The organism is Prevotella mikamonis, from assembly GCF_055381405.1.
In genome coordinates this window covers 2,694,861-2,715,354 of record NZ_AP035785.1, presented here as the reverse complement: position 1 = coordinate 2,715,354, position 20,494 = coordinate 2,694,861, and the positions used below count along the sequence as shown (strand labels likewise).

At 51.5% G+C, this 20,494-nt stretch carries 14 protein-coding genes; 3 read left to right on the top strand and 11 right to left on the bottom strand.

Translation table 11 applies throughout. The features are described 5' to 3' along the window. Positions 1-131 precede the first annotated feature (131 nt). Positions 132-932, top strand: a complete 801-nt coding sequence (locus tag ACZ42L_RS11345) for a glycoside hydrolase family 16 protein (RefSeq protein ID WP_464716149.1) — start codon at positions 132-134, stop codon at positions 930-932. A gap of 18 nt (positions 933-950) precedes the next feature. Here the strand turns inward: ACZ42L_RS11345 and ACZ42L_RS11340 are convergent, their stop codons facing one another. The 11 genes from ACZ42L_RS11340 to ACZ42L_RS11290 form a co-directional block, all read right to left on the bottom strand. Beyond that, positions 951-2,078 (bottom strand): sensor histidine kinase, encoded by a 1,128-nt coding sequence (locus tag ACZ42L_RS11340; protein ID WP_464716148.1) that lies wholly within the window; start codon positions 2,076-2,078, stop codon positions 951-953. Next, positions 2,075-3,382, bottom strand: a complete 1,308-nt coding sequence (locus tag ACZ42L_RS11335) for a sigma-54-dependent transcriptional regulator (protein WP_464716147.1) — start codon at positions 3,380-3,382, stop codon at positions 2,075-2,077. The genes ACZ42L_RS11340 and ACZ42L_RS11335 overlap by 4 nt, the downstream gene beginning before the upstream one ends. A gap of 19 nt (positions 3,383-3,401) precedes the next feature. Continuing rightward, the gene (locus ACZ42L_RS11330) at positions 3,402-4,880 is read right to left on the bottom strand and encodes a TolC family protein (protein ID WP_464716146.1); all 1,479 of its coding nucleotides are present in this window, start codon (positions 4,878-4,880) and stop codon (positions 3,402-3,404) included. Continuing rightward, positions 4,877-6,205 (bottom strand): ABC transporter permease, encoded by a 1,329-nt coding sequence (locus ACZ42L_RS11325; protein ID WP_464716145.1) that lies wholly within the window; start codon positions 6,203-6,205, stop codon positions 4,877-4,879. Before ACZ42L_RS11325 ends, ACZ42L_RS11330 begins: the two co-directional genes overlap by 4 nt. Before the next feature lie 6 nt (positions 6,206-6,211). Next, complete coding sequence (locus ACZ42L_RS11320) at positions 6,212-7,480, bottom strand: ABC transporter permease (RefSeq protein ID WP_464716144.1); 1,269 nt, start codon at positions 7,478-7,480, stop codon at positions 6,212-6,214. Continuing rightward, on the bottom strand, positions 7,477-8,730 hold the full coding sequence (locus tag ACZ42L_RS11315) for an efflux RND transporter periplasmic adaptor subunit (protein ID WP_464716143.1): 1,254 nt from the start codon (positions 8,728-8,730) through the stop codon (positions 7,477-7,479). The genes ACZ42L_RS11320 and ACZ42L_RS11315 overlap by 4 nt, the downstream gene beginning before the upstream one ends. 11 nt (positions 8,731-8,741) lie before the next feature. Next, the gene (locus tag ACZ42L_RS11310; protein ID WP_464699332.1) at positions 8,742-9,407 is read right to left on the bottom strand and encodes an ABC transporter ATP-binding protein; all 666 of its coding nucleotides are present in this window, start codon (positions 9,405-9,407) and stop codon (positions 8,742-8,744) included. A gap of 577 nt (positions 9,408-9,984) precedes the next feature. After that, positions 9,985-11,478 carry a cellulase family glycosylhydrolase gene (locus tag ACZ42L_RS11305; protein WP_464716142.1) on the bottom strand — a complete coding sequence of 498 codons (1,494 nt, stop codon included), beginning with the start codon at positions 11,476-11,478 and terminating at the stop codon, positions 9,985-9,987. Positions 11,479-11,497: 19 nt separating this feature from the next. Next, the gene (locus ACZ42L_RS11300; protein ID WP_464716141.1) at positions 11,498-13,129 is read right to left on the bottom strand and encodes a glycan-binding surface protein; all 1,632 of its coding nucleotides are present in this window, start codon (positions 13,127-13,129) and stop codon (positions 11,498-11,500) included. A 24-nt stretch (positions 13,130-13,153) separates the two neighbouring features. Further along, positions 13,154-14,953 carry a RagB/SusD family nutrient uptake outer membrane protein gene (locus tag ACZ42L_RS11295; RefSeq protein ID WP_464707191.1) on the bottom strand — a complete coding sequence of 600 codons (1,800 nt, stop codon included), beginning with the start codon at positions 14,951-14,953 and terminating at the stop codon, positions 13,154-13,156. 11 nt (positions 14,954-14,964) lie between these two features. Continuing rightward, positions 14,965-18,135, bottom strand: a complete 3,171-nt coding sequence (locus ACZ42L_RS11290; protein WP_464716140.1) for a SusC/RagA family TonB-linked outer membrane protein — start codon at positions 18,133-18,135, stop codon at positions 14,965-14,967. A gap of 669 nt (positions 18,136-18,804) precedes the next feature. On the opposite strand from ACZ42L_RS11290, the gene ACZ42L_RS11285 reads away from it, so the two are divergent. Beyond that, positions 18,805-19,380: an RNA polymerase sigma-70 factor gene (locus ACZ42L_RS11285; RefSeq protein WP_464716139.1), complete on the top strand. Its 576-nt coding sequence runs from the start codon at positions 18,805-18,807 to the stop codon at positions 19,378-19,380. A gap of 64 nt (positions 19,381-19,444) precedes the next feature. Continuing rightward, complete coding sequence (locus ACZ42L_RS11280) at positions 19,445-20,458, top strand: FecR family protein (protein WP_464699325.1); 1,014 nt, start codon at positions 19,445-19,447, stop codon at positions 20,456-20,458. The last annotated feature ends 36 nt before the right edge of the window (positions 20,459-20,494 follow it).

Genomic DNA, 20,494 nt, shown 5'->3' with positions numbered 1-20,494 from the left:
ACCTATGTATGCTGCAAAGTTACAAAACATATTTACTCGCGCAACTAAATAGCTGTGAATTGTTTGGTGTTGCGACGGACTTATATTATTTTTGCAAACACAATCTATATCAATCTAAAACAATGAGAATCATGGCTCAACCCATCCGGAACTTGATATTAACCTCTATTTTCTTACTGGGGGCAGTCAGCCTACAGGCCGGCGATGTGTTACTGACAGAGAACTTCGACGGTGTGAACCGGCAGCCCGACACGACCGTGTGGATGCCTTGCCGGTATTCCAATACGGTGTGGGGGCGCTATTTCGACGCTTCGCCTAACTATGATAATGTGAGCGTGGAGGGCGGTTATCTGAAGCTGCGAGCCGATAAGCGCAATGGCATTTACCGCACTGGGGGCATCCGTACCATCAAAGGATTTCCGTGTAACACACGTGTGGAGGTGAAAGCGCGGTTCACCCATCGGGTCGGGGGTGGTTTTCCAGCCATCTGGCAGATGCCTGTCGGGGGGAAGAGCTGGCCTCAAAGCGGCGAGATAGACATCATGGAATGGGTGCAGAGTACGCCCGGTGAAATCTATCAGACGGTACACACATCGTACAATGAAGCACAGCTGGGGTGTACCGGAGAGAGCAATGCCCAGCCCAATCGGACTGTAGACATTACACAAGACCATGTATATGCCGTGGACAGGACTGCAAACGCACTCGTCTTCTATATCGACGGGCACGAGACATGGCGCTATGAAAACCAGCAAAAGACCGACGACAAGGGTAACATACAGTATCCGTTTGCCGACTACGACTTTGATATTATCCTGAATTTCTCGCTCGGCGGAGAGTTCAAGGGAGGGAAAACGTGGGCCGGCAGCATCAATGATGCCGACCTGCCGGGCGAAATGTGGATAGACTGGGTGAAGGTTTCGAAACTCTGATGAGGTTTCGTACCGATTTTAAAGACAGATTCTGAAGACTGTAAGGCCGTTGCTTTCGGTCTTCAGCGAGAAGGTGAAGCCGTGGCGCGTGAGCACCTCGCGCACGAAGATGAGGCCGATGCCCTGGCCATTGGGCTTCGACGAGTAGAAAGGCGTAAAGAGATGCGACTCGGTCTCGGCGCTGATGGGGTCGCCGTCGTCGCTGATTTCGATGCTGTGGGGAGTGGTAGTGAGGGTGACAGTACCCTCGCCGTGTATGCTCTCGATGGCATTTTTGATGATATTCACGAACACCTGTTCCATCAAGACGGGGTCGGCCTGGATGGTGAGCGGTTCGTATTGTCGGCGTATGGTAATGCCTTGGCAGAGATTTTCCATCGACCTGAGACAGGTATCCAGATGCTCGCACACATCCATAGGCTGTAGTGTGGGGTCGGGAATCTTCACCACGTCGGCAAAACGGGTGATGAAGCGACTCATGGCATAGCTGCGGTCAATGCACACCCGCATCAGTTCGGCCATGTCGGCATCTTCCTTTAATTCCTCAGAAATGCTCTCAAGGCTTGACGTGATGCCTGCCACAGTGTTATTGACTTCGTGGGCTATCATGCGTACCACCTGTTTGTAGGCCTTGTTCTCGGCTTTTCTTACTTCTTCGGTCATGGATTCTATGAGTACGAAGGGGTGTTGGAAACCGTGGTCGATGAACGAGAGACGGGCCAGACGGTAGATGTGGCTGTCGCTGAGATGGAGGGTTACGGTCTCCCCCTCTTGCAGTGTAGAGACGTGTTGGGCCAGTTCTTGATTGGCAAGAAAACGCTGTGCAGCGGGGTTCAGCGACGTGGGACGGCCCTCGAAGTCCATCCGTACCACACCCATAGGAGAAGCCTCGACGAGCAAATCGAGAAAATGATTCTGCTCGCGGACGCGTAATCGGTTCTCTTTCAGTTGGCTCATCATGCGGTTGAAGATGTCTATGATGCGGTCGGCATCCTTTTGTCCCACATGTCGGAGGCGCGAGTTGAAGTCCTGAGCCGACAGTAGGTCCATGCCACTCTCGATGATTCGTCGTGGCTTGACGACATAACGGTAGTAGAGACCGGTCAGTATAAGAAAGGCTATAAGGGCTGCTACGACGTATATCATGGCTTGCTGTATTTCTCTAACCTACGGTATAGGGCCTGGCGTGTGATGCCCAGATGGGCTGCCGCACGTGTGATGTTGCCACCGAATAGTTGCATGGCCTGTTCGATGCGTGCACGCTCGGCATCGGCCAACGTACCAGTAGAGGGCGATGAGGTTATTCTGTCGCCGTGTTTCAGGGCCAGCAGGAAGTCGTCGGCGTCTAAATGGTCCTTTCCACTGATGAGGATGGTGCGCTCCACGAGGTTTTTCAGTTCTCGGATGTTGCCAGAATAATCTTGCTCGGACAGCATGTTCATGGCCTCCGGGGCTATGTCTACAGGGCGTAGTCGGGCTGCGAAGTGGGCTACCAACAACGGTATGTCTTCGCGACGCTCGCTGAGTGAGGGCAGATGAATGGTGATAAGATTGATGCGATAGAACAGGTCTTCGCGGAATCTACGCTCACTGATGCGACTGGGCAGGTCGGCATTGGTAGCCGATACCACACGGATGTCGACCTTACGGGGACGACTGTCGCCCAACGGTTCGAAGGTCTGGTCTTGCAACACACGCAACAGCTTCACCTGCGAAGCTATGTCCAAATCGCCTATCTCGTCGAGAAAGATAGTGCCCTTGTCTGCCATTTCGAATCGACCGATGCGATCTGACTGTGCATCAGTGAACGCTCCTTTGCGATGACCGAACATCTCACTCTCGAAAAGCGACTGCGATATGCCACCCAAATTGACCTTGACAAACGGCTTCCCGGCACGGGTGCTGTTACTGTGAATGGCTTCGGCGATGAGTTCCTTGCCTGTTCCGCTCTCGCCGGTAATCAAGACGGAAGCCTGCGTGCGGGCCACTCGTGCCACGATGTCGAGACATTCCCTGAGCGCACGGCTCTTTCCGATGATTTGTGGAAAGCTGTTTGGTGCTTCCGGCTGTGGCGGCTCACTCATCTGGAGAGCTGTCTCGATGCGCTGTAATAGGGTCGCATTGTTCCAAGGTTTGGTGATGAAGTCGAATGCTCCGGCCCTCATGCCCTTCACCGCAAGGTCTATGCTGCCCCACGCTGTCATGAGTATGACCGGAACATGGGGCAGAAAGAGCTTCACCTGTCGCAATAATGTGAGTCCTTCTTCGCCCGATGTGGAGAGCGAGAAGTTCATATCCATGAGTATCAGTTGCACTTCTGCGGTCTGGGTACGCACTGTATTCATGGCTTCCGTGGCATTGCTGACGGCCAGCGGAATCTGTCCGGCCCGCTTCAGCATGAAGGTCAGCGATGAACGTATGGTGATGTCGTCGTCGATAATGAGTATCATAACACAAAGCTATATATTTTCATGGCTTCTCGCAAATTATTGCTTCGAAATCAGCATCAATGCCGTTGTTTGTTGAGAAATCCCATAACGTGAGGCTGCGAAGTTGATAATAATAGTGCCAAAAGAGGTAGGTCTCGTTGATAAGTTTCTGCCGTGCCTCGTCTTTTCTGACTTGCGCGTCGTTCAGGTCGAGTGTGTTGATTTTTCCCATGACAAATGTTTCGATGCTTGTATGGTAGCGTCGTCGGGCTATGCTGTCGGCTTCGGTGGCAATGGAGAGCTGACGTCGCTGGTTGTTGAAGTTCTCTACGAGCAGGAATATGTTCTGGTTGAAGGCCTGTTGCTGCTGTCGTAGTCGGCTCTCAGTCACCTTTCTGTTGCTCTCGGCCATCCGTAGCGTACCGCGACGTTTCCCCCAATCCACCAAGGGAATGGCTACCCCGACCCTTATGATGGCATTGTCGCGCAGCTGTTGATAGGCATGCTGCATCCTGTCGTTGGCCGTTCCGCTCCATCCCATCGTCACGTTGAGCGATATATCCCGCAGCTTTCCCTTGGCTTGAGCCACTGCATAGTCGGCTTCCAGTTGGCTTCTTCGGATGCTCTGCACGAAAGAATTGCGAGTAAGAGCTTTATCCAAGACATCTGTATAATGCAGTTGTGGGGTGTCATCGGCCACTTGTTGGGTGGGTGGAACTACTTGTAAATCAGTGGAATCGGCTATATCAAGGAAGGCTCGCAGTTGGAACAAACTGCTGTTACGGCTGCTCTCGGCACGCGCCAGTGCAGCTTCGGCATTGAGCAGGGATAGCCGTAGCTGCATGACATCGCTCTCGCTGACATGTCCCATACGCCTTCTTTCGCGGGCAATGTCGTATAGGCGCTGCGCATTCTTCATATTCTGTTGGGCTATATTCACGTTTTCGCCAGCCAGAAGAAGGTCGAAGAAATACTGAATCGTCTTCATCGTCACCTCTTCGGTGGCCGATATGAAGGCGGCTTTTGCCTCATTGTACTTCACGGGTTCGATGCGTCGACGCCATTTGTGGTGGTTCACGCCGAAGAGCGGTTGCTCCAGTGTAAGGCTCAAAGGTACTGCCATGAAGTTTTTGTTGTCTGTGTCGCGGATGTAGTCGAGCGACGACGTGAGCGACAATCGTCCACCGGTGAGCCATATATTCTGCCTGACGTTGAGCGCACCGGATAGGGATGTGACCTCATTTCTCACATATTTATATGTCCCGTCGACCTGTTGATAGGCACTGTAGCTTTGGTTGAACTGCGGCAGTGTGCCTACAAGCGACAGCTCCGGAAGCATATCGGCCTGATAGGCACGGTACTCCCAATAGGCAGCGAGCAGAGAGTTGCGTGCCACGGCGGCGTCCAGACTCTGCCGACGGGCCATGACGATGGCATCGGTGAGCGATAGTTGCAGAGGTTCGGCCACTGCAAAACAGGGAAAGAGGGCTGCCATGAGCAGCAGGGATAGTCGTCTCATAGTTCTCGTAGGGCTTCGGATGGCAGCTCACTGGCGGCCTGTTTCGCCGGAATCAGGGTGGCCAGACAGCTGATAAGTATCAAAACGGCGTAGGTAATGAGGGCCGATAGGCAGAACAGTCGCACGGGATGATACATCAAGTATGAGTAGTGAGCGCCTAAACTCTCTTGGTTTGGGCTTATATGGAACATGCCCATCGGTTGCAAGATGCTGGCAGCTAACACCAAAGCCATGAGGAACGAGAGTGTAGTGAGCATGCCCGACTCCAGCAGGTATTGCTTAATGATGCTGCGTGTGTCGGCTCCCATTGCCTTTTGTACGCCTATCTGGTCTCGTCGATCGGCCATTCTCAGCCAGAAAGTACCCAATGTTCCAAGGAATATACAGGCCAACAGGAAGAGTGTAAAGATGCCCGCTATGCGCACAGCCCCCATCAGTCCGTAGGTCTCCAACTGCTCTTTCTGCAGGTCGACGATGCTCTTGAGCGAGACGGCATAGATGTTGCCGGTGCGTAACTGGGGCACTACGGTCGTATCAAACCACTGTCGGAACGCGCCCACATCGGCATCTTCGCGTAATCGCAGCATGATTCTGACACCCTCCCATCGCTCTTTCATGTCGAGATTGGGATTGTGAAACACCATCAGACTGCCATCATTGACAGACATGGTCTGGAAATGGACATCGTCGAACACGCCTGCCACGGTGAAGGTCGACCCTCTTTCGTCGTCAAAGCGTATCTGCCTGCCGATGGGATTCTGGCCGGGGAATGTCGTCTCGGCTATGTATTTGGATATATAGACGGTGTGTGGAGCGGTGATGCCTCGCTCTCCCGGTCGCAGCAAATGGATGGGCTGTCCCGTATACGCATCGCGAAAACGATAGAGATGGAGCAGGTCTCCGCCTACCATCGGGAGGAGTTCGAAAAACTGTGCCGATATTTTTCTCGCCGAATCGGCGTGTACTGCAAACCGGGTAGCGGTAATATTGTTGCCATACAGGCCCGATTCGGCTGTGCCGGCCACGCATTCTTCTACCGCCTCATGGCCTCGGACGAGCTGCAAGGCATGGCGCACTTCCTGCTCGTAGACAGAATCATTGGCACTTGCCGGCTTCCATCCTTCATCCTGATTGGTATGCCGACTGAACTCCACCATGTATAAATGGTGATTGTCATAGCCCTTTCCGCTTTGGAACATGGGCCACTGAAACAAGGCAAAATAGACAATAAAGAACAGGAAGAAGCCCACGAGTGTCAGCTCTACTGCCAGCCAACCATTCTTGCTGCGCTCGTTCCAAAGGGTCTTGAAGATTATTTTGAGCATGTGGTTTTATTTTTTTAGGTTCAACGAATCTACGATGTTGCGACGCAGAGATAGATAGCCTGGCACTACGGCAGCCAATACGTTGACCGCCAGACACACCAGAACGGTGCATAAGATAATCCAGGGACTGAACAGCATCTCGCCTGTAATGATGGGGTCGTCGCCCGTCTGGGTAAGCATAGATTTCAAAGCCGATGCGTTGAGTACCACAACTGCATAGGCCAGCAAGAGTCCCACGGCCGACCCTATGGCCGTGAGCAGGATGTTCTCTACCATTACCTGCCACAGCAGTGTGGAACGGCGGGCGCCGAAAGCCTTGCGTATGCCCATTTCGGGAAGTCGTTTTTCCATGCGGCTGGAGATGAGACTGCTCAAGTTGAGCGATGGGACTACGAGCAGCCCCACTACCAGTATGGCCAGCAGAATGAGCGTCGTATAGTTGAAATCGCCGTTGCCCAGGTCGAATCCTCCCGTGTTTGGCTGCGTACCCAAGTCGATGTGGTACTCTTTCTGCGAGGCATTCACCCGTTTGAAATAGCCGATGATTGCCCGTCGGGCTTCCTGCCTGTCGGCTGTCGAGAGGTATATATGCCACGAACCCAGCCATTTTTCGCCGTCCGTGGTGGCACTGCTCTGCCGCATCTGGGGCGAGGCCGGAATCCATACCTCTGCATACGGCTCGCTCACGACGGACGACACGTCGGCCACCACTCCTGCCACACGGCGCAGAGTGCCGTTGAAGAGTATCTCTCGGCCGGCAGCTTGGCTTGTGTCGAACATGCGTTTGGCCAGCGATTCGCTGATGACGATATCGCCCGCACCGCGAAGTATTTCAGCCTCTCCATAGCCTTTGCCTTTCAGAAATCTGAAGTTGAACACTTTCCAGAAGTCAGCATTGGTATAGCTATAGCTGGCCGTGGTGGCTTGCAGATTGTTGGGGAGGCTCATCTGGGCCTTCGCCGATGGTGTCTTGGCAGCCACATGGCGTATGCCCTTGAGGCCTTTCAGTTCGTCGGCCAGTCGATAGTTGAGTCTTCCCATCCTGACATCCTGGTCGGCATCTTTCGCTTTGCCAGGTTTCACTATGCGCAGTGTCGTTATTTCCAGCATCTGCCTGCGCTCATTGTAAGGATAGAGAGAGGCCGATTTGATGTAGGCCAGGATAATGACCGACATGGTCAACATCACCGAAAGAGCCGTTCCGACGATATAGATAGTGGAAAACAGCCTGTGTTGCCTGATCATTGTATAGGCTTGACGGAGGTAGATATTCATTGTCTTTTGATTTTTAATACATTGTTCTTATATTGGCTCAGGTCGCTCGTCACCACGCTTTCGCCCAGTTGCAGCCCACTTTTTACTTCAACAAAGTCAAAGTTTCCATCGCCCAGTCTTACCTGCCGGGCCACGAGCCTGTCTTCGTCTTCTTTTACATATAATATATACTCGCCGGCGCCATGATAGTAGTTGCCGTTGGGCAGCCGCAGTGTGGCGGGGTGAGTGGCCGTCATCACGAACACGTCGGCCACCAGTCCGGGACGCAGTCTGAGTTTTCTCGGCGGCGTGTTGAGTTCAATGGTAAACTGTACGATGCCGTTCTGTGCCTGTGGCGCGATACTGCTGATAATCCCCGTACATACACTTGAACCTATCTTGATGTTGGCCTTGCCGCCTATAGTCAGCTGGTCGGCATAGTCGGCTGCTATCTCTGCATTGATTTTAAAGTGGTCCATGTCGGCAATGACGGCCACTTGCTGCCCTTGGCCTATCTGCGTTCCCACCTGTGTCTGTATGTAGGTGAGCGTGGCCCGACGCGGCGAGTGGATACGGGCATCCTCCAGTGTGCGCCTGTTTTCGGCCATCGACCTGTGCTGCATGGCCACGTCGAGTTGCTGGGCACGCATCTCTGCTCGCTGTATGCGATGGGTATTGGCCAGTTGGCGTTCCTGCTGTTGCAGTTGCAGTCGGGCCACATGGTATTCCATGCGTTTGCGCTCTACGTTGTCGCGTGTACTCGACCCTATGCTGTCAAGATGTTGCTCGGCCCGCAGTTCAGCCTCCAGTCGGTTCATCTTCATGCGTGCCACGCGTATTTCCATCTCCTGATTGGAGAGTGCGGTCTGCTGGTTCACCCGTAACTGGCTAAGCCTTGCCTGGCGCATCTGGGCGTCGTCTTGTGCACGCTGATATTCGGTTTCGGCCACATGCAGGTCGAGCAGCATCAAGGGTGTGCCTGCCTCCACCTGGTCGCCTGCGCGCTTGTAGACCTTCAGGATGCGCGACGAGATGGGCGAATTGATGATTTCTTCGAACATCGGTACTACTTTGCCACTGGCACTGACGCTCGCTGCGACGTCGCCACGGTCTACGCGGGCCAATACGAGTGTGTGCCCAGCCACGTGAGGTGTGAGTCTGGAGCGCACGATGAGCAGTGCGACGACGAGGCATCCTACCGCTCCGCCCACCTTGGCAAGCCTCATGAGCAGCCGGCGGCGTTTCTGCTGTGTGGTAATTTCTCTGTCCATGCGCTATAGTCTTATTCCACTTGCCGACCGTCGAAGAAGCGAATGGTGCGCGATGTGTCGCGGGCTTGTTGCTCGTTGTGCGTCACCATGACGATGGTTGTGCCGTCTTCGCGGTTCAGACGGTGGAGCAGTTCCATGATGTCGGCCCCCATCTTTGAATCAAGGTTACCGGTAGGCTCGTCGGCCAGTATGATTTCGGGGTGTCCGATGATGGCACGGGCTATGGCCACGCGCTGGCACTGACCGCCGGAGAGCTGTGCCGGCAGATGGTGCATGCGGTGGGTCAGCCCTACTTTGGCCAGCACTTCCTCGGCACGGCGCTTGCGCTCCTTGGCACTCACGCCGCGGTAGAGCAACGGCATGGATACATTGTCGAGTACGTCGAGCGAATTGATGAGGTGGAACGACTGGAAGACGAAGCCCAATTTGCGGTTGCGGAAATCGGCCATCGCACTGTCTCGCATGCCCTCGGTGGCCGTCCTGTCGATGACGACGCTGCCCGTGGTGGGCGTGTCGAGCAGCCCCATGATGTTGAGCAGGGTCGACTTGCCACATCCAGAGGGTCCCATGATGCTGAGAAACTCTCCTTTCTCTACTTCAATATTGACGTTTTCCAGTGCCACGGTCTCTATGTCGCCTGCACTGTACACTTTACTGATGTTGGATAGTGATATCATATAGCTTACATTGTTTTTGCTCTTAACAAGACAGACAAGGTGCGTGCCAAAATCATAAATCGCTGATAATCAGCACAGAATGATTTTCATAACTGTCCGAAAACGGACAATGCGTACACTACAAGGGCATTCCCAGAGAGGAATTACACTCGCTCCTACGAATGAACACCTATCCCCAACCCTTGCCCTAGGAGAGGGAGTCGTTCGGAATGTAGGCTATCATTCCCTGCAATCTCCTAAACTCTCACCTACCCTATCATCAATTCTCAACTATCAAAATTATCAATGAAATTCCTGCAAGGCCGCGGCACAATCGCTGCAAAGCCCAAACAGCAATGCTGCAAAGGCCGGACAGCAACGCTGCTAAGCCCTTGCAGTTTTTTGAAGTAGACGAGTAGACGAGATACAAGTAAACGAGTTGAGTTTTTAAGTAGGCGGGTAAGTGATAAGAGGCAGGTTACACCCAAGGGGCAATAGCCACAACAACCAGAAAAAGGGCAGGAAGTTTCTGTAGCGTTATAGAAACTTCCTGCCCTTAACAGATATCAGCCACGGAGGCTGAGAAATATGTTCTAGCTTACAATCCGAAGCCTGTCTTCAGCGCATTCACGATACGCTGCTCGTACCACTCTTTCGTATCGCGCTTGTAGAGTCCCATCCACCAGAGTCCGGTGGTGTTGTACGACTTCATCTTCTGAGCCACATAGGTAGCGTATTTCACGCGCTCGTCCATGTTCTTGTTCTCATCGATAGCACCGAACTCACCATAGATATAAGGTATACCCAGGTCGGCAAAACGTGCATTCACCTGTGCAAAGATTCTGTCTATCTCGGCCTTGCAATCGTCGTTGAACGTAGTAATGTTGTAATCGAACGTAGAACCATCTGCATTCTTTCCGGCATTGTTGTTACAGAAATTGTAGGGGTCGTAGCTGTGGATAGTACCATAGATGTGGTTGGCATGCTTGTCGGTCGGTACTTTCAGTGCGTTGAGCGCATTGGCACTGTTGCCCGTAGCGGCATAAGTGGTCACTGCCAGATTGCGGTATTCATTGTTGCCGCCCGTAGCACGCACGGTATTTACGAAATCCTGCTGTAGCTTGTTGATGGCTTCATAGGCTGCTGACCCGGCTGCGGGTGTCGTCCAACTGGAGTTCTTATCCAGAATCTCGTTGAAAGACTCGAAGATGAGACGCTGGTCGTATTTCTTGAAACGCTCGGCTATCTGCTTCCAGATGGCCTGATACTTCTTCGTCTGTTCGGGATAGGCGTCCAGGTCGGCATACAGCCAACTATTTGTACCGGTATCGTGCATCACATTGATGATGCAGTAGACATCCTTGCGGTTCATGACATAGTTCACGACTTCTTCCACACGCTTCATCCAAGCCTCATCTATCTTGTTGTCGGCACTCATGTGGTTGCCCCATGTCACCGGCACACGAATGATATTGAAGCCCTGGTCGCAGATGGCATCAATGATAGCCTGCGTAGTGACGGGCTGTCCCCACGATGTTTCGAAGTCGGCAGGGGTCTTCCCTACAGGATTCCACCAGTCGCCCGACGGTTCAGACTCCAATGTGTTACCCAGGTTATAGCCCATCTTGAGCTTGGCTATCATGTCCCATGCACTCTCTATAGGCTCGTTGCCAGCAGAGCCTCGACCCGACTGTGTCACGGTAATGACCTTGGAGAAAGCTCCGGCCGTGATAGTGATGGTCGATTTGCGTTCAGCCCCACTGTTCGTCATGGCGTCTACGCGGATATAGGCATTGGTGTTGACAGCGCCGGAGTCGGCATAGTTCCAGCCATAACCGGCATGGGGAGTAATCTTCAGCCATGTGGTATCGGCATCGGGTACACTCGCTGTCCAGTTGCCATCGGTTGCAATACCCAGCATCTGATAGGCTGCCGTGGTATTGAAGTTTAGGGTTTCGATTGCCACACCATTGCGCAGCACGCTCAGTCCGGTTGCCTCCTTACCCTGACCATCGGCATCGTCTCCACAGCTCTGCACGAACAGAGCTGTAAAGAGGATAACCATTAAACCAAATATATTTCTTAATTTCATTGTCATCTAGTTTTTCGGTTTACTTACTGGGAATATAAATCACACGTACATTGTCAATCTTGACATCGACATGTCCCTTGTTTGCTCCACCATTGAACTCCATGAAACGGAACTGGTTGATACCCGTCTTCACGATATTGGCATAGTCCATGCCCTTGAAGCAAGCAAAGTTGTCGAGTGGAATCACCACGCGATACCACTTGCCCTTATGGGCTTCACCATTGACATCGGCCAAGACAGGAGGTGTGAACTCCCAACTTTCGTTGTAAACTATCCACTTGAAGCCGCCGTCTTCAGGTCCGCCCCAATAGCTTTCGCCACCACCTATCTTCTCAATCATATAACGTATCATACCGGAGAACGTAGTGCTGTTGAACGCAGAGTTGTTGTCGAAGACGTTATAAGCCAGATATACATCCTTGGCACTGGCCGTACTGGGGATATTGGTAGACAATGTGAACGGTCCGCTCCAGTCTTTGCGGAAGAAGACCATCGTTCCCCAGAAGTTGCTGCCGTTGTCGTCGACATTGATATGGGCAAACTTACCGTCCTCATTGCCTGCATCGGGATACAAGGCATTGGGTCCCCAGCCGTTATCGGTGGCGTCGCCGTCGAATGTAGTGAGGATGGTAGAGTAGTCGTAGAAACGTTCTACAGAGGTCGCACCGCCCGGAGTCTTCACCGTCAGCTTCATTTCGCTGCCCTTAGCAGGCTTCTTCTTGAACGGAACGATGATGGAATCTTCCGACGCAGACACGCGGAAATCACTCGAAGTGAGCTTCACATCGCCGTAGCTGACACTCTCTACCTGTACGAAGTCGCGTCCCAGGATGACCAAATCCTCCCCTATCTGCGGCATGTCTGACGACACGCTGGTGATGACGGGCTTGCTTGGAATCACCGAGAAACCTACGTAAGCGATTCCACCGGCACACTCTATGACTACAGAACCGGAATCGGGGAACTGCGCCGGGAGCGTAGCTGCCAATACAGATGTCGTCTCGTAGCCCTGTGTAGACTCGTTGAGGTGGTGGTCCTGGGTGATGCTCTTATACGTAGAAATAGCATAATGCTTACCGGGCACTTCTTCCCAAGTGGTCGTATCGAGTACACCTGACATGGTATCGGTGATATACATTTTCTGAATATCGACCAGATTGAGACCGTAGAGTTTCACTACATTGCCTGCCTTACGCGGATAAGCAGCCTCCAAACGCTGAAGCTGCGGACCGGGAGCTGTGATTTTGAAACTGTAGGTAGCCGTTCCGTGACTGGTCTCCACGCGTATCTCGTCGGGGATAGAGCTGTCGAAAGCCGACAACTTGAATCCATCGGCCTCCGACGGAACTGTAATGATGATGCTGTGGTCGGTGTTCATCGTCGGGTTGAAGTACACTTCCTGATTGTTGACGTACACTTTTCTCGCATCGTTCAGACTCACACCCATCAGCGCAAGCATCGTTCCAGGGCTTGCCTTGGTGTAGGTTTGCTCGTAACTATAGTTCAGGGTGTCTGAACTCAGTATCTTGACCGAGGTTATCTCCGGCTGTCCGCCCCCCGACTTGTCGTCGCCACAGGCTGCCAGCACGAACGAGAACATCGCCATGAGCATCACAATTAAAAAGCTCGTATGTTGCTTTATCTTTTTCATCTCTGTTCTGCTTTTGATTATTGTTTATTCTCCGAAATTATAAGGCTGCGGTGCCTCGTTGAGATAATGATTCTGAATGACATCGCTTTCGGGATAAGGCATGAAGATATTGGCCTCGCTCAAGACGATAGGCTGGTATCCTGTTACATGCTTGCTCACCAAGTCGGCATAGTCATATTTATAAGGCACCTTCGTTCCCCTGCCTGCTACAGGCGTGTTGTCGGTCTCAGAGGTAGCCACAAAGTCATTCCAATACACATGGCCTGTCTCTGCATCGCTGATGTACCAAGTGTTTACTCCGGGGGGAACACAGCGATAGCTCAGTGTTCCATCAGCATTCTGAATCACGTCGCCTTCCCTGTATTCGTTGGCACGATGCTGCTTGGTATTGAAGAATTCAAGCATAGTCTGCGGTTTCCAACGGTAGTAGGTGACCATATCCCACCAGTTGAAGTATTCCATACAGAACTCTATACGGCGCTCACGAATGATTTTGGCCAAGGTAAGTTCAGCATACGGCTTCACATTGGCACGTGCCCTGACGGCATTGATGGCTGCCAACGCCTCGGCATTGGTGGTCTTCTCGTTGTTGCCCAAGAGCGCTTCGGCCTTCATCAGATACACATCGGCCAGACGCTGAATATAGGTATTGAGCGGAGAAGCGGCCTGTGCAAGATGTCCACCGGCATCGGCTTTCGTTCCAAGCACGCCTTTCTTCAGCTGCATCCAGTTATGCTTATAGGTGTAGCCACCCTCGCTCTGGAGGATATAGCTGTACCGACGGTTCGGTGTGAAGAACGTTCCACGGATTCGGAGCGAGTCAGTGGGATCTTCATTGTAGAGGTCTATCATGTCGGTAGAGGCAATCAGCGAACCTCCCCATACGTTGACATCGGTCACTTCGGCAAATGCCAGGTCGGAATACAAGCCGTTGACAGCTCCCCATCCGCCGGAATTTCCGAGATTGGCATCGGCCCAACGCATGGCCAGAATGGTCTCACTATTATCGTTGTTCTGCGCTTTGAAGAGTTCTTCGTAGCTAGACATCAGCGAATACTGGCCACTGTTGATTACCTCATTGCACAGAGCTACCACCTCGTTCAACGTAGCTTGATTTCTATTATGGTCGCCCTTGGCCGTAGCATCCCATCCACTCTGTGCCAACAGAGCCTTGGCCAGTGCGGCTTTGGCAGCATAACGCGACGGATGATGGTTACTTCCGGTCTCCGGAAGAAGCTCGGCTGCCTTGCGGAAGTCGCGGATGATGAACTTCAGTACGTCCGACTCTGGATTCAACGGACGTATAGGATTGTCTACTGCATCCTGATTATCTTCGAACAAGATGTTGTCACCCCAACCGCGAAGCAGGTAGAAGTAAGCCCAACCACGCATCAGATAGCACTCACCCTGGGCAGCATTCTTCACCTTCTCGGTCACATTCGGACCGCAATAGTCCTGTACGTTCTTCAATACGGCATTGGCTGTAGTCACCACAGTGTACAAGGCCGACCACGCCAAACCCATGTCCTGGGTCTGAGCCGTTACCTGAAAGCGCGCAAACTCGGCACTTACGTAAGGATTCCACGCGTCGTTGGCACGATAAGAACCCATACCCACGATGGCACGGCGGTTGAAATCGAACCAAGCACGGTTGTATAAAGGCTCTATGCCCTTCATCACCGCATCGTCAGATGCGTAAAAAGTCTCTGCCGTGTAGTTGCCCCTGGGCTTCTGGTCGAGGAAGTCGCTACCGCAACTGGTAGTCAGTAACGACGCTCCGGCAATGGCTGAGAGTATGTATATATTTATTTTTTTCATCTTAATAGCTTGTTGAATTAGAACTTAACCTTTAATCCTACGGTGTAGATACGCTGTGATGGATAGCGATAGTTGTCTATTCCTTGCAGTATCACACTCTGGCCCTGTGCACCGATTTCAGGATCATAACCATCGTAACCGCAGATGGTGAACAGGTTCTGGATGTTGCCATACACCTGTACCCAGTCGAGCTTCAACGGAGAAAGCCATCGCTTCGGCAGATTCCAAGCCAGCGAAACCGTCTTCAGACGCAAGTAAGAGCCATCCTCTACAAATCGGTTGCTCACGCGGTTATTGTCGTTCAGCGATGTTCCGGCAGCACTGATACGCTGTACAGAAGCATCGGGATTGGCCACATAAGCGTTTGTGATGTCGGTAGCCGAGCCACTGGCGTCGCGCATCTCTACCCGTGCGTAGTTGGCCACCTGGCTCATCTTATTGCCATAGCCCTGTGTATTGGTGTGCTCCATAGCCACGAGATTGTAGATGTCTCCACCCACCGAACCGTTCAGGAAGAAGCTGAACTCGAAGTCTTTCCATGTAATCGTGTTGTTCAGACCAAAGGTGAAGTCGGGATTCGGATTGCCGATATAAGTACGGTCGGCCTCGGTTATCTTGCCATCCTTGTTCACATCTTCGTAGATAAAGTCACCCACCCAGATAGAGTTCTGCGCAATAGGCTGCAAATTGCCGTTGGTATCTACCGGACGAGCAACGGGAACACGTGCGCCCGAAGCGTTGAGCAGGAATTCGCCCTGTGCATTTTTCTGGTAGAAATCGCTTTCGTCCTTGAACATGCCGATGACATTGTAACCGTAGAAACGCCCTACAGGACCGCCAACCTCCGACAATGTGTAGGTATTCGTGCCGATAGTGCCCGTAATGGTAGACGCATCGCTGTTCAGCTTGGTCAACTTATTGCGGTTGAAAGAGAGGGTTGCACCCGTGCGCCACATCAGATTGGGGCGCGAAATGTTCACACTGTTCAGCGTAAACTCAATACCCGTGTTGCGGATAGCACCTGTGTTCACCCAAGGAGCGGTCATACCCATCCAGTCGTTATTGATGACATACGATGGCAATGCAGCCTGCATCAACAGGTTCTTGGTATTCTTATAATACCAGTCTACGATGAATTCCAGTCTGTTTTGGAATGCAGAGAAGTCCAGACCCACGTTCCATGAATTCGTGCTCTCCCACTTCAGGTTGGCATTGGGGAAGTTTCCGGGATAATAACCCGTACCCCAGGCCGTAGGCGTATTGGCCATTACAGCACCATAAGCATACGACTGAGAGCTTTGGTTACCTACAAGACCCCATCCCAGACGCAGTTTCAGATTGCTCAACCACTTCACGTCTTTCAGGAAGTCTTCATTGTTCACACGCCATGCAAGTGCAGCCGAGGGGAACCAACCCCAACGATAGTTCTCGCCGAAGCTCGAAGAGCCGTCGGCACGCACCGTTGCTGTCAGCAGATAGCGGTCGAGCAGATTGTAGTTCAAGCGGCCGAAGACCGACTCGATGCTCCACTGCGTACCGTCGTCACCACTGTTGGTAGAGCTAGACGTGTCGCCCACATTCAGCGAATGCAGCACATCGGAGATATAGCCCTTGCGAGTGCCTGAGAGACTCTCCCAGTTACCCCACTGCGCTTCGTGTCCCATCATCACCTGGAAACGGTGACTCTTCAACGGTTCGAAGTCGTAGGTAGCATACTGCTTGAACGAGTTGTACTTGCTCAGATTCTTCGAACGCGTACTCTGACTCTCATTCCTGATGCTGCCATATTGGTATTGAGGCGTAAAGTAGTAGGTGTTATACCATCCACGGTTGCCACCATACTCTACTCGGATATTCAATCCCTTCAGCGGCATGATATTGGCGAACACGTTATAGTCGAGCTGATAATTGTTCGTACGGTTCTCCTTCATCTGCGCTTCGAAGATAGGATTGCTGTAATAAGTATTCGCATCGTTGGTCTGCGGGAATCCGTAAGTGCCGTCAGGATTGCGTGGCGCCACGTCGGGGAACTGGCTCAGAGCAGTCGAAATCACGTTACCCTCGGTAAAGGTAATCAGCTGCTTAGTGTTAGAATAAGCCATATTCATACCCACCTGCAACCAATTCGTGATATTGGTATCGAAGTTGGTACGGAAGCTGGCACGCTTGAAGCCCGAGCCGATACCCACACCGTCCTGGTCGAGGAATCCTCCGCTGAGCGAATAGTGCATATCCTTCGTACCACCATTGATGTTTACGTTGTGATTATGCATAAAAGCTGTCTGGAACAACTCGTCCTGCCAGTTAGTTCCCTCTGTCAACAATTCGGGATGAGCATAGTCCTGGCGAGTGCCCCAACCCTGTATCTTCGCGCGTACATTATAAAACTCTGCATATTGTGGCAGATTCATCACGTCGAGATACTTCGGCATCTTCTGCCAGCCCGCATATCCTTCGTACTGTATTTTGGCCTTGCCCTCGTCGCCACGCTTGGTGGTAATCAATACCACACCATTGCTGGCGCGCGAACCGTAGATAGCCGTTGCCGACGCATCCTTCAACACCTCGATACGCGTAATGTCCGAAGGGTTGATGCTGGCCAGCACTGATGTATTACTGCTCGTACTGCCGCTCATGGCAATACCGTCGATAACGTAGAGCGGCTCGTTGCCACTCAGAGAGTTGATACCACGAATCTGCACAGAGATACCGCCACCCGGAGCACCGGAGTTCTGCATCACCTGCACACCAGCTATACGTCCCTGCATAGCCTGTTCGAGCGAGGTATTCACACCTTCCTTGATAGCTTTCTCGTCGATGGAGGCCACCGAACCCGTCAAGTCCGACCGTTTCATCGTACCGTAACCCACAACCACCACTTCGTCGAGGCTGTTCTCATCGGGCTGCAGAGCCACCGTGATACGAGTCTTTCCCTCAATATTCACCGTCTGGCTGCGATAGCCGATGTACGATACAGTTACACTTTTCTTACCGGCAGGAACTTGAATGCTGAAACGGCCGTCCAAATCGGTCACTCCACCAGAGCCCGTACCAGTAACAACAACACTTGCTCCAATAATAGGCTCACCATTGGCCGTACCGTCGGTAACGACGCCCGTCAATGTCTTTTGCGCATAGAGCTGGCACGTCATTACGACTGCCATGAACAGAAACATTATTCTTCTCATTGATACTGTAATAAAAGTATTAATTAATCCTAATCGCTTAAACACGTAATATACGTGCATACAATGAACGCCAAAGCGTCCATCCTCACTTTTCCTAATTGATGCTTGTTTTTAATTTGTTTTTAGTTGATGATAGTTTTTTGACGCATTTCCCTGCGCATCCATGCCCCTCGCCCAGCCTGTTTTACAGACCTTTACATCCGTAAACGCATTTACGGTTTTCCGACGAGTGCTTCTTGTACCCTGCAAATATAACATAAAAATAAATAATAAAACACTTTCTATGCACTTTTTTTATTTTTTGCCATGTTAATTGTATCAGCGTCTACCACTACTAACATTTTGATTGCATAGCACCCCCATCCACTGACAACACCAATGCTGTCTGCCTGCACACCAATTCCTCAACCCATAAACTTAAAACCCTACCAACTCAAAATACTGCAAAGTCGCGGCACAATCGCTGCAAGGGCCAAACAGCAATGCTGCAAAGGCCCAACAGCATCGCTGCCACGGCCTTGCAGTTTTTTAGTTGATAATTGATAAATTGGCAATTGAGAGTTTAAAGAGAATATTGATAATATGACAATTCATTGACAAAACTAGATTCTTCCCAGAGATTCTTATAGCCTTTCAAACATTTTTTGTACTTTTGCTTCACTTCTTGATATGCCTAGAGTGAATATTCCATACGAAACGGACGACGAAACGCTATTGCAGGAGCTGAGCAAGGATAGCATGCCAGCGTTTGACAGGCTTTTCCTGAAATACCACGGAAAGGTGCTGCGCTTCGTAACCATGTTTATAGGTGACGAAGACGAAGCTAAAGACGTGGCGCAAGATATTTTTGCGCGTCTATGGCTGAAGAGGCAAAGCATGGGAAACATTCAGAATCTAGATAACTATTTCTATATTACTGCACGAAATGCAGCCTTGCGCAACATCAGACACCATATTATAGAGAGACTCGACAGGCAGCATACGGAAATAGCCGATGTGCCTGAGCTTGACACTCCGGAATTTACCAGCCGACTGGAAGCCTGTATTCAAGAAGCCGTTGCCCAGATGCCGGAACAACGCAGACGCATCTTCATGATGAGCAGATATGAAAATATGAGCCACCAAGAAATCGCGGACGAGCTGAATATCAGCAAGCGAACCGTGGACAAACATATTTCCTTGGCACTTGCAGACATCAGAAAGATAACCATCGCATTGGTTTTGGCATTTATTAACGCTTTGTGATTACGCATTTTGCAAAATCCTGTACTCTTACCATTGTAAGATACATTCTTCATAACTTAACAAAATGACAAAAGAGAAGTTAATTCACATTCTCAACAGCTATACATGCGGATTGCTTCCCGGAAATTTCAGACTCAAGGTCATGGTGTGGCTCAGCGACGAAGCACATCAGGAAGAGGCCGACGAGGCACTAAGATATTTTTGGGACCGCACTCCGGCAGATATTGATATAGACACTATAGAACAGCTAAACCTATGTAAACAAAACATAGGTTTAGGTATAGATAATGGGCAGAAAGTCTCGAAACGTCGGCCGGCATGGCTGCAATATGCTGCCATGCTGTTGCTGCCGCTGCTCTCGGCCTTTGCCATGTGGGCTTACATGAACTATCGACAGACCGACGATTTGGCCTTGGTGGAAATCCATGTACCCAGCGGTGAGACCCGCACGATAACCCTGTCCGACAGTACCCACGTGCAACTCAATGCCGGAAGCACACTTATCTATCCCAGCACCTTTGCACATCAGCAGTCTCGCCAGGTACACGTGAGCGGCGAAGCCTACTTTGATGTGCAGCGAGATACGGAACATCCATTCATCGTTAAAGCTGGAGGTGTAGACGTGCGCGTGCTGGGCACACACTTCAATGTGAAGGCCTACCCCGAAGAAGAACTCATCACCACGACGCTGATAGAGGGCTCTGTCAATGTGAGCGAGACAGGCAATCAGACCAATCAAGTGAGCATAGCACCCCACGACCAGGCCGTATTCAATCGTAAGAGCAAACAGCTCTGCATAGTACACACCAACACGGCCAACGAAACGGCATGGCGCAAGGGATATTTAGTATTCAGCGACCAGTCGCTCGGTGAGATTACACGTGCAATGGAACGTCGCTATGGAATAGACATCAACATTGACCAAAACATTAATACAGCATATACTTATACGATGAAATTTACAAACCAAGAATCGCTCACAGAGGTTCTTGATGTGTTATGCAGGGCACTGGGCGGGGCATCATACCAACGCCGAGGCAACAACATTCGCATTTATAAGAAAGGAGGTGGCACATGATGATGTGCGCTCAAGCATATCACCCACGAATACACA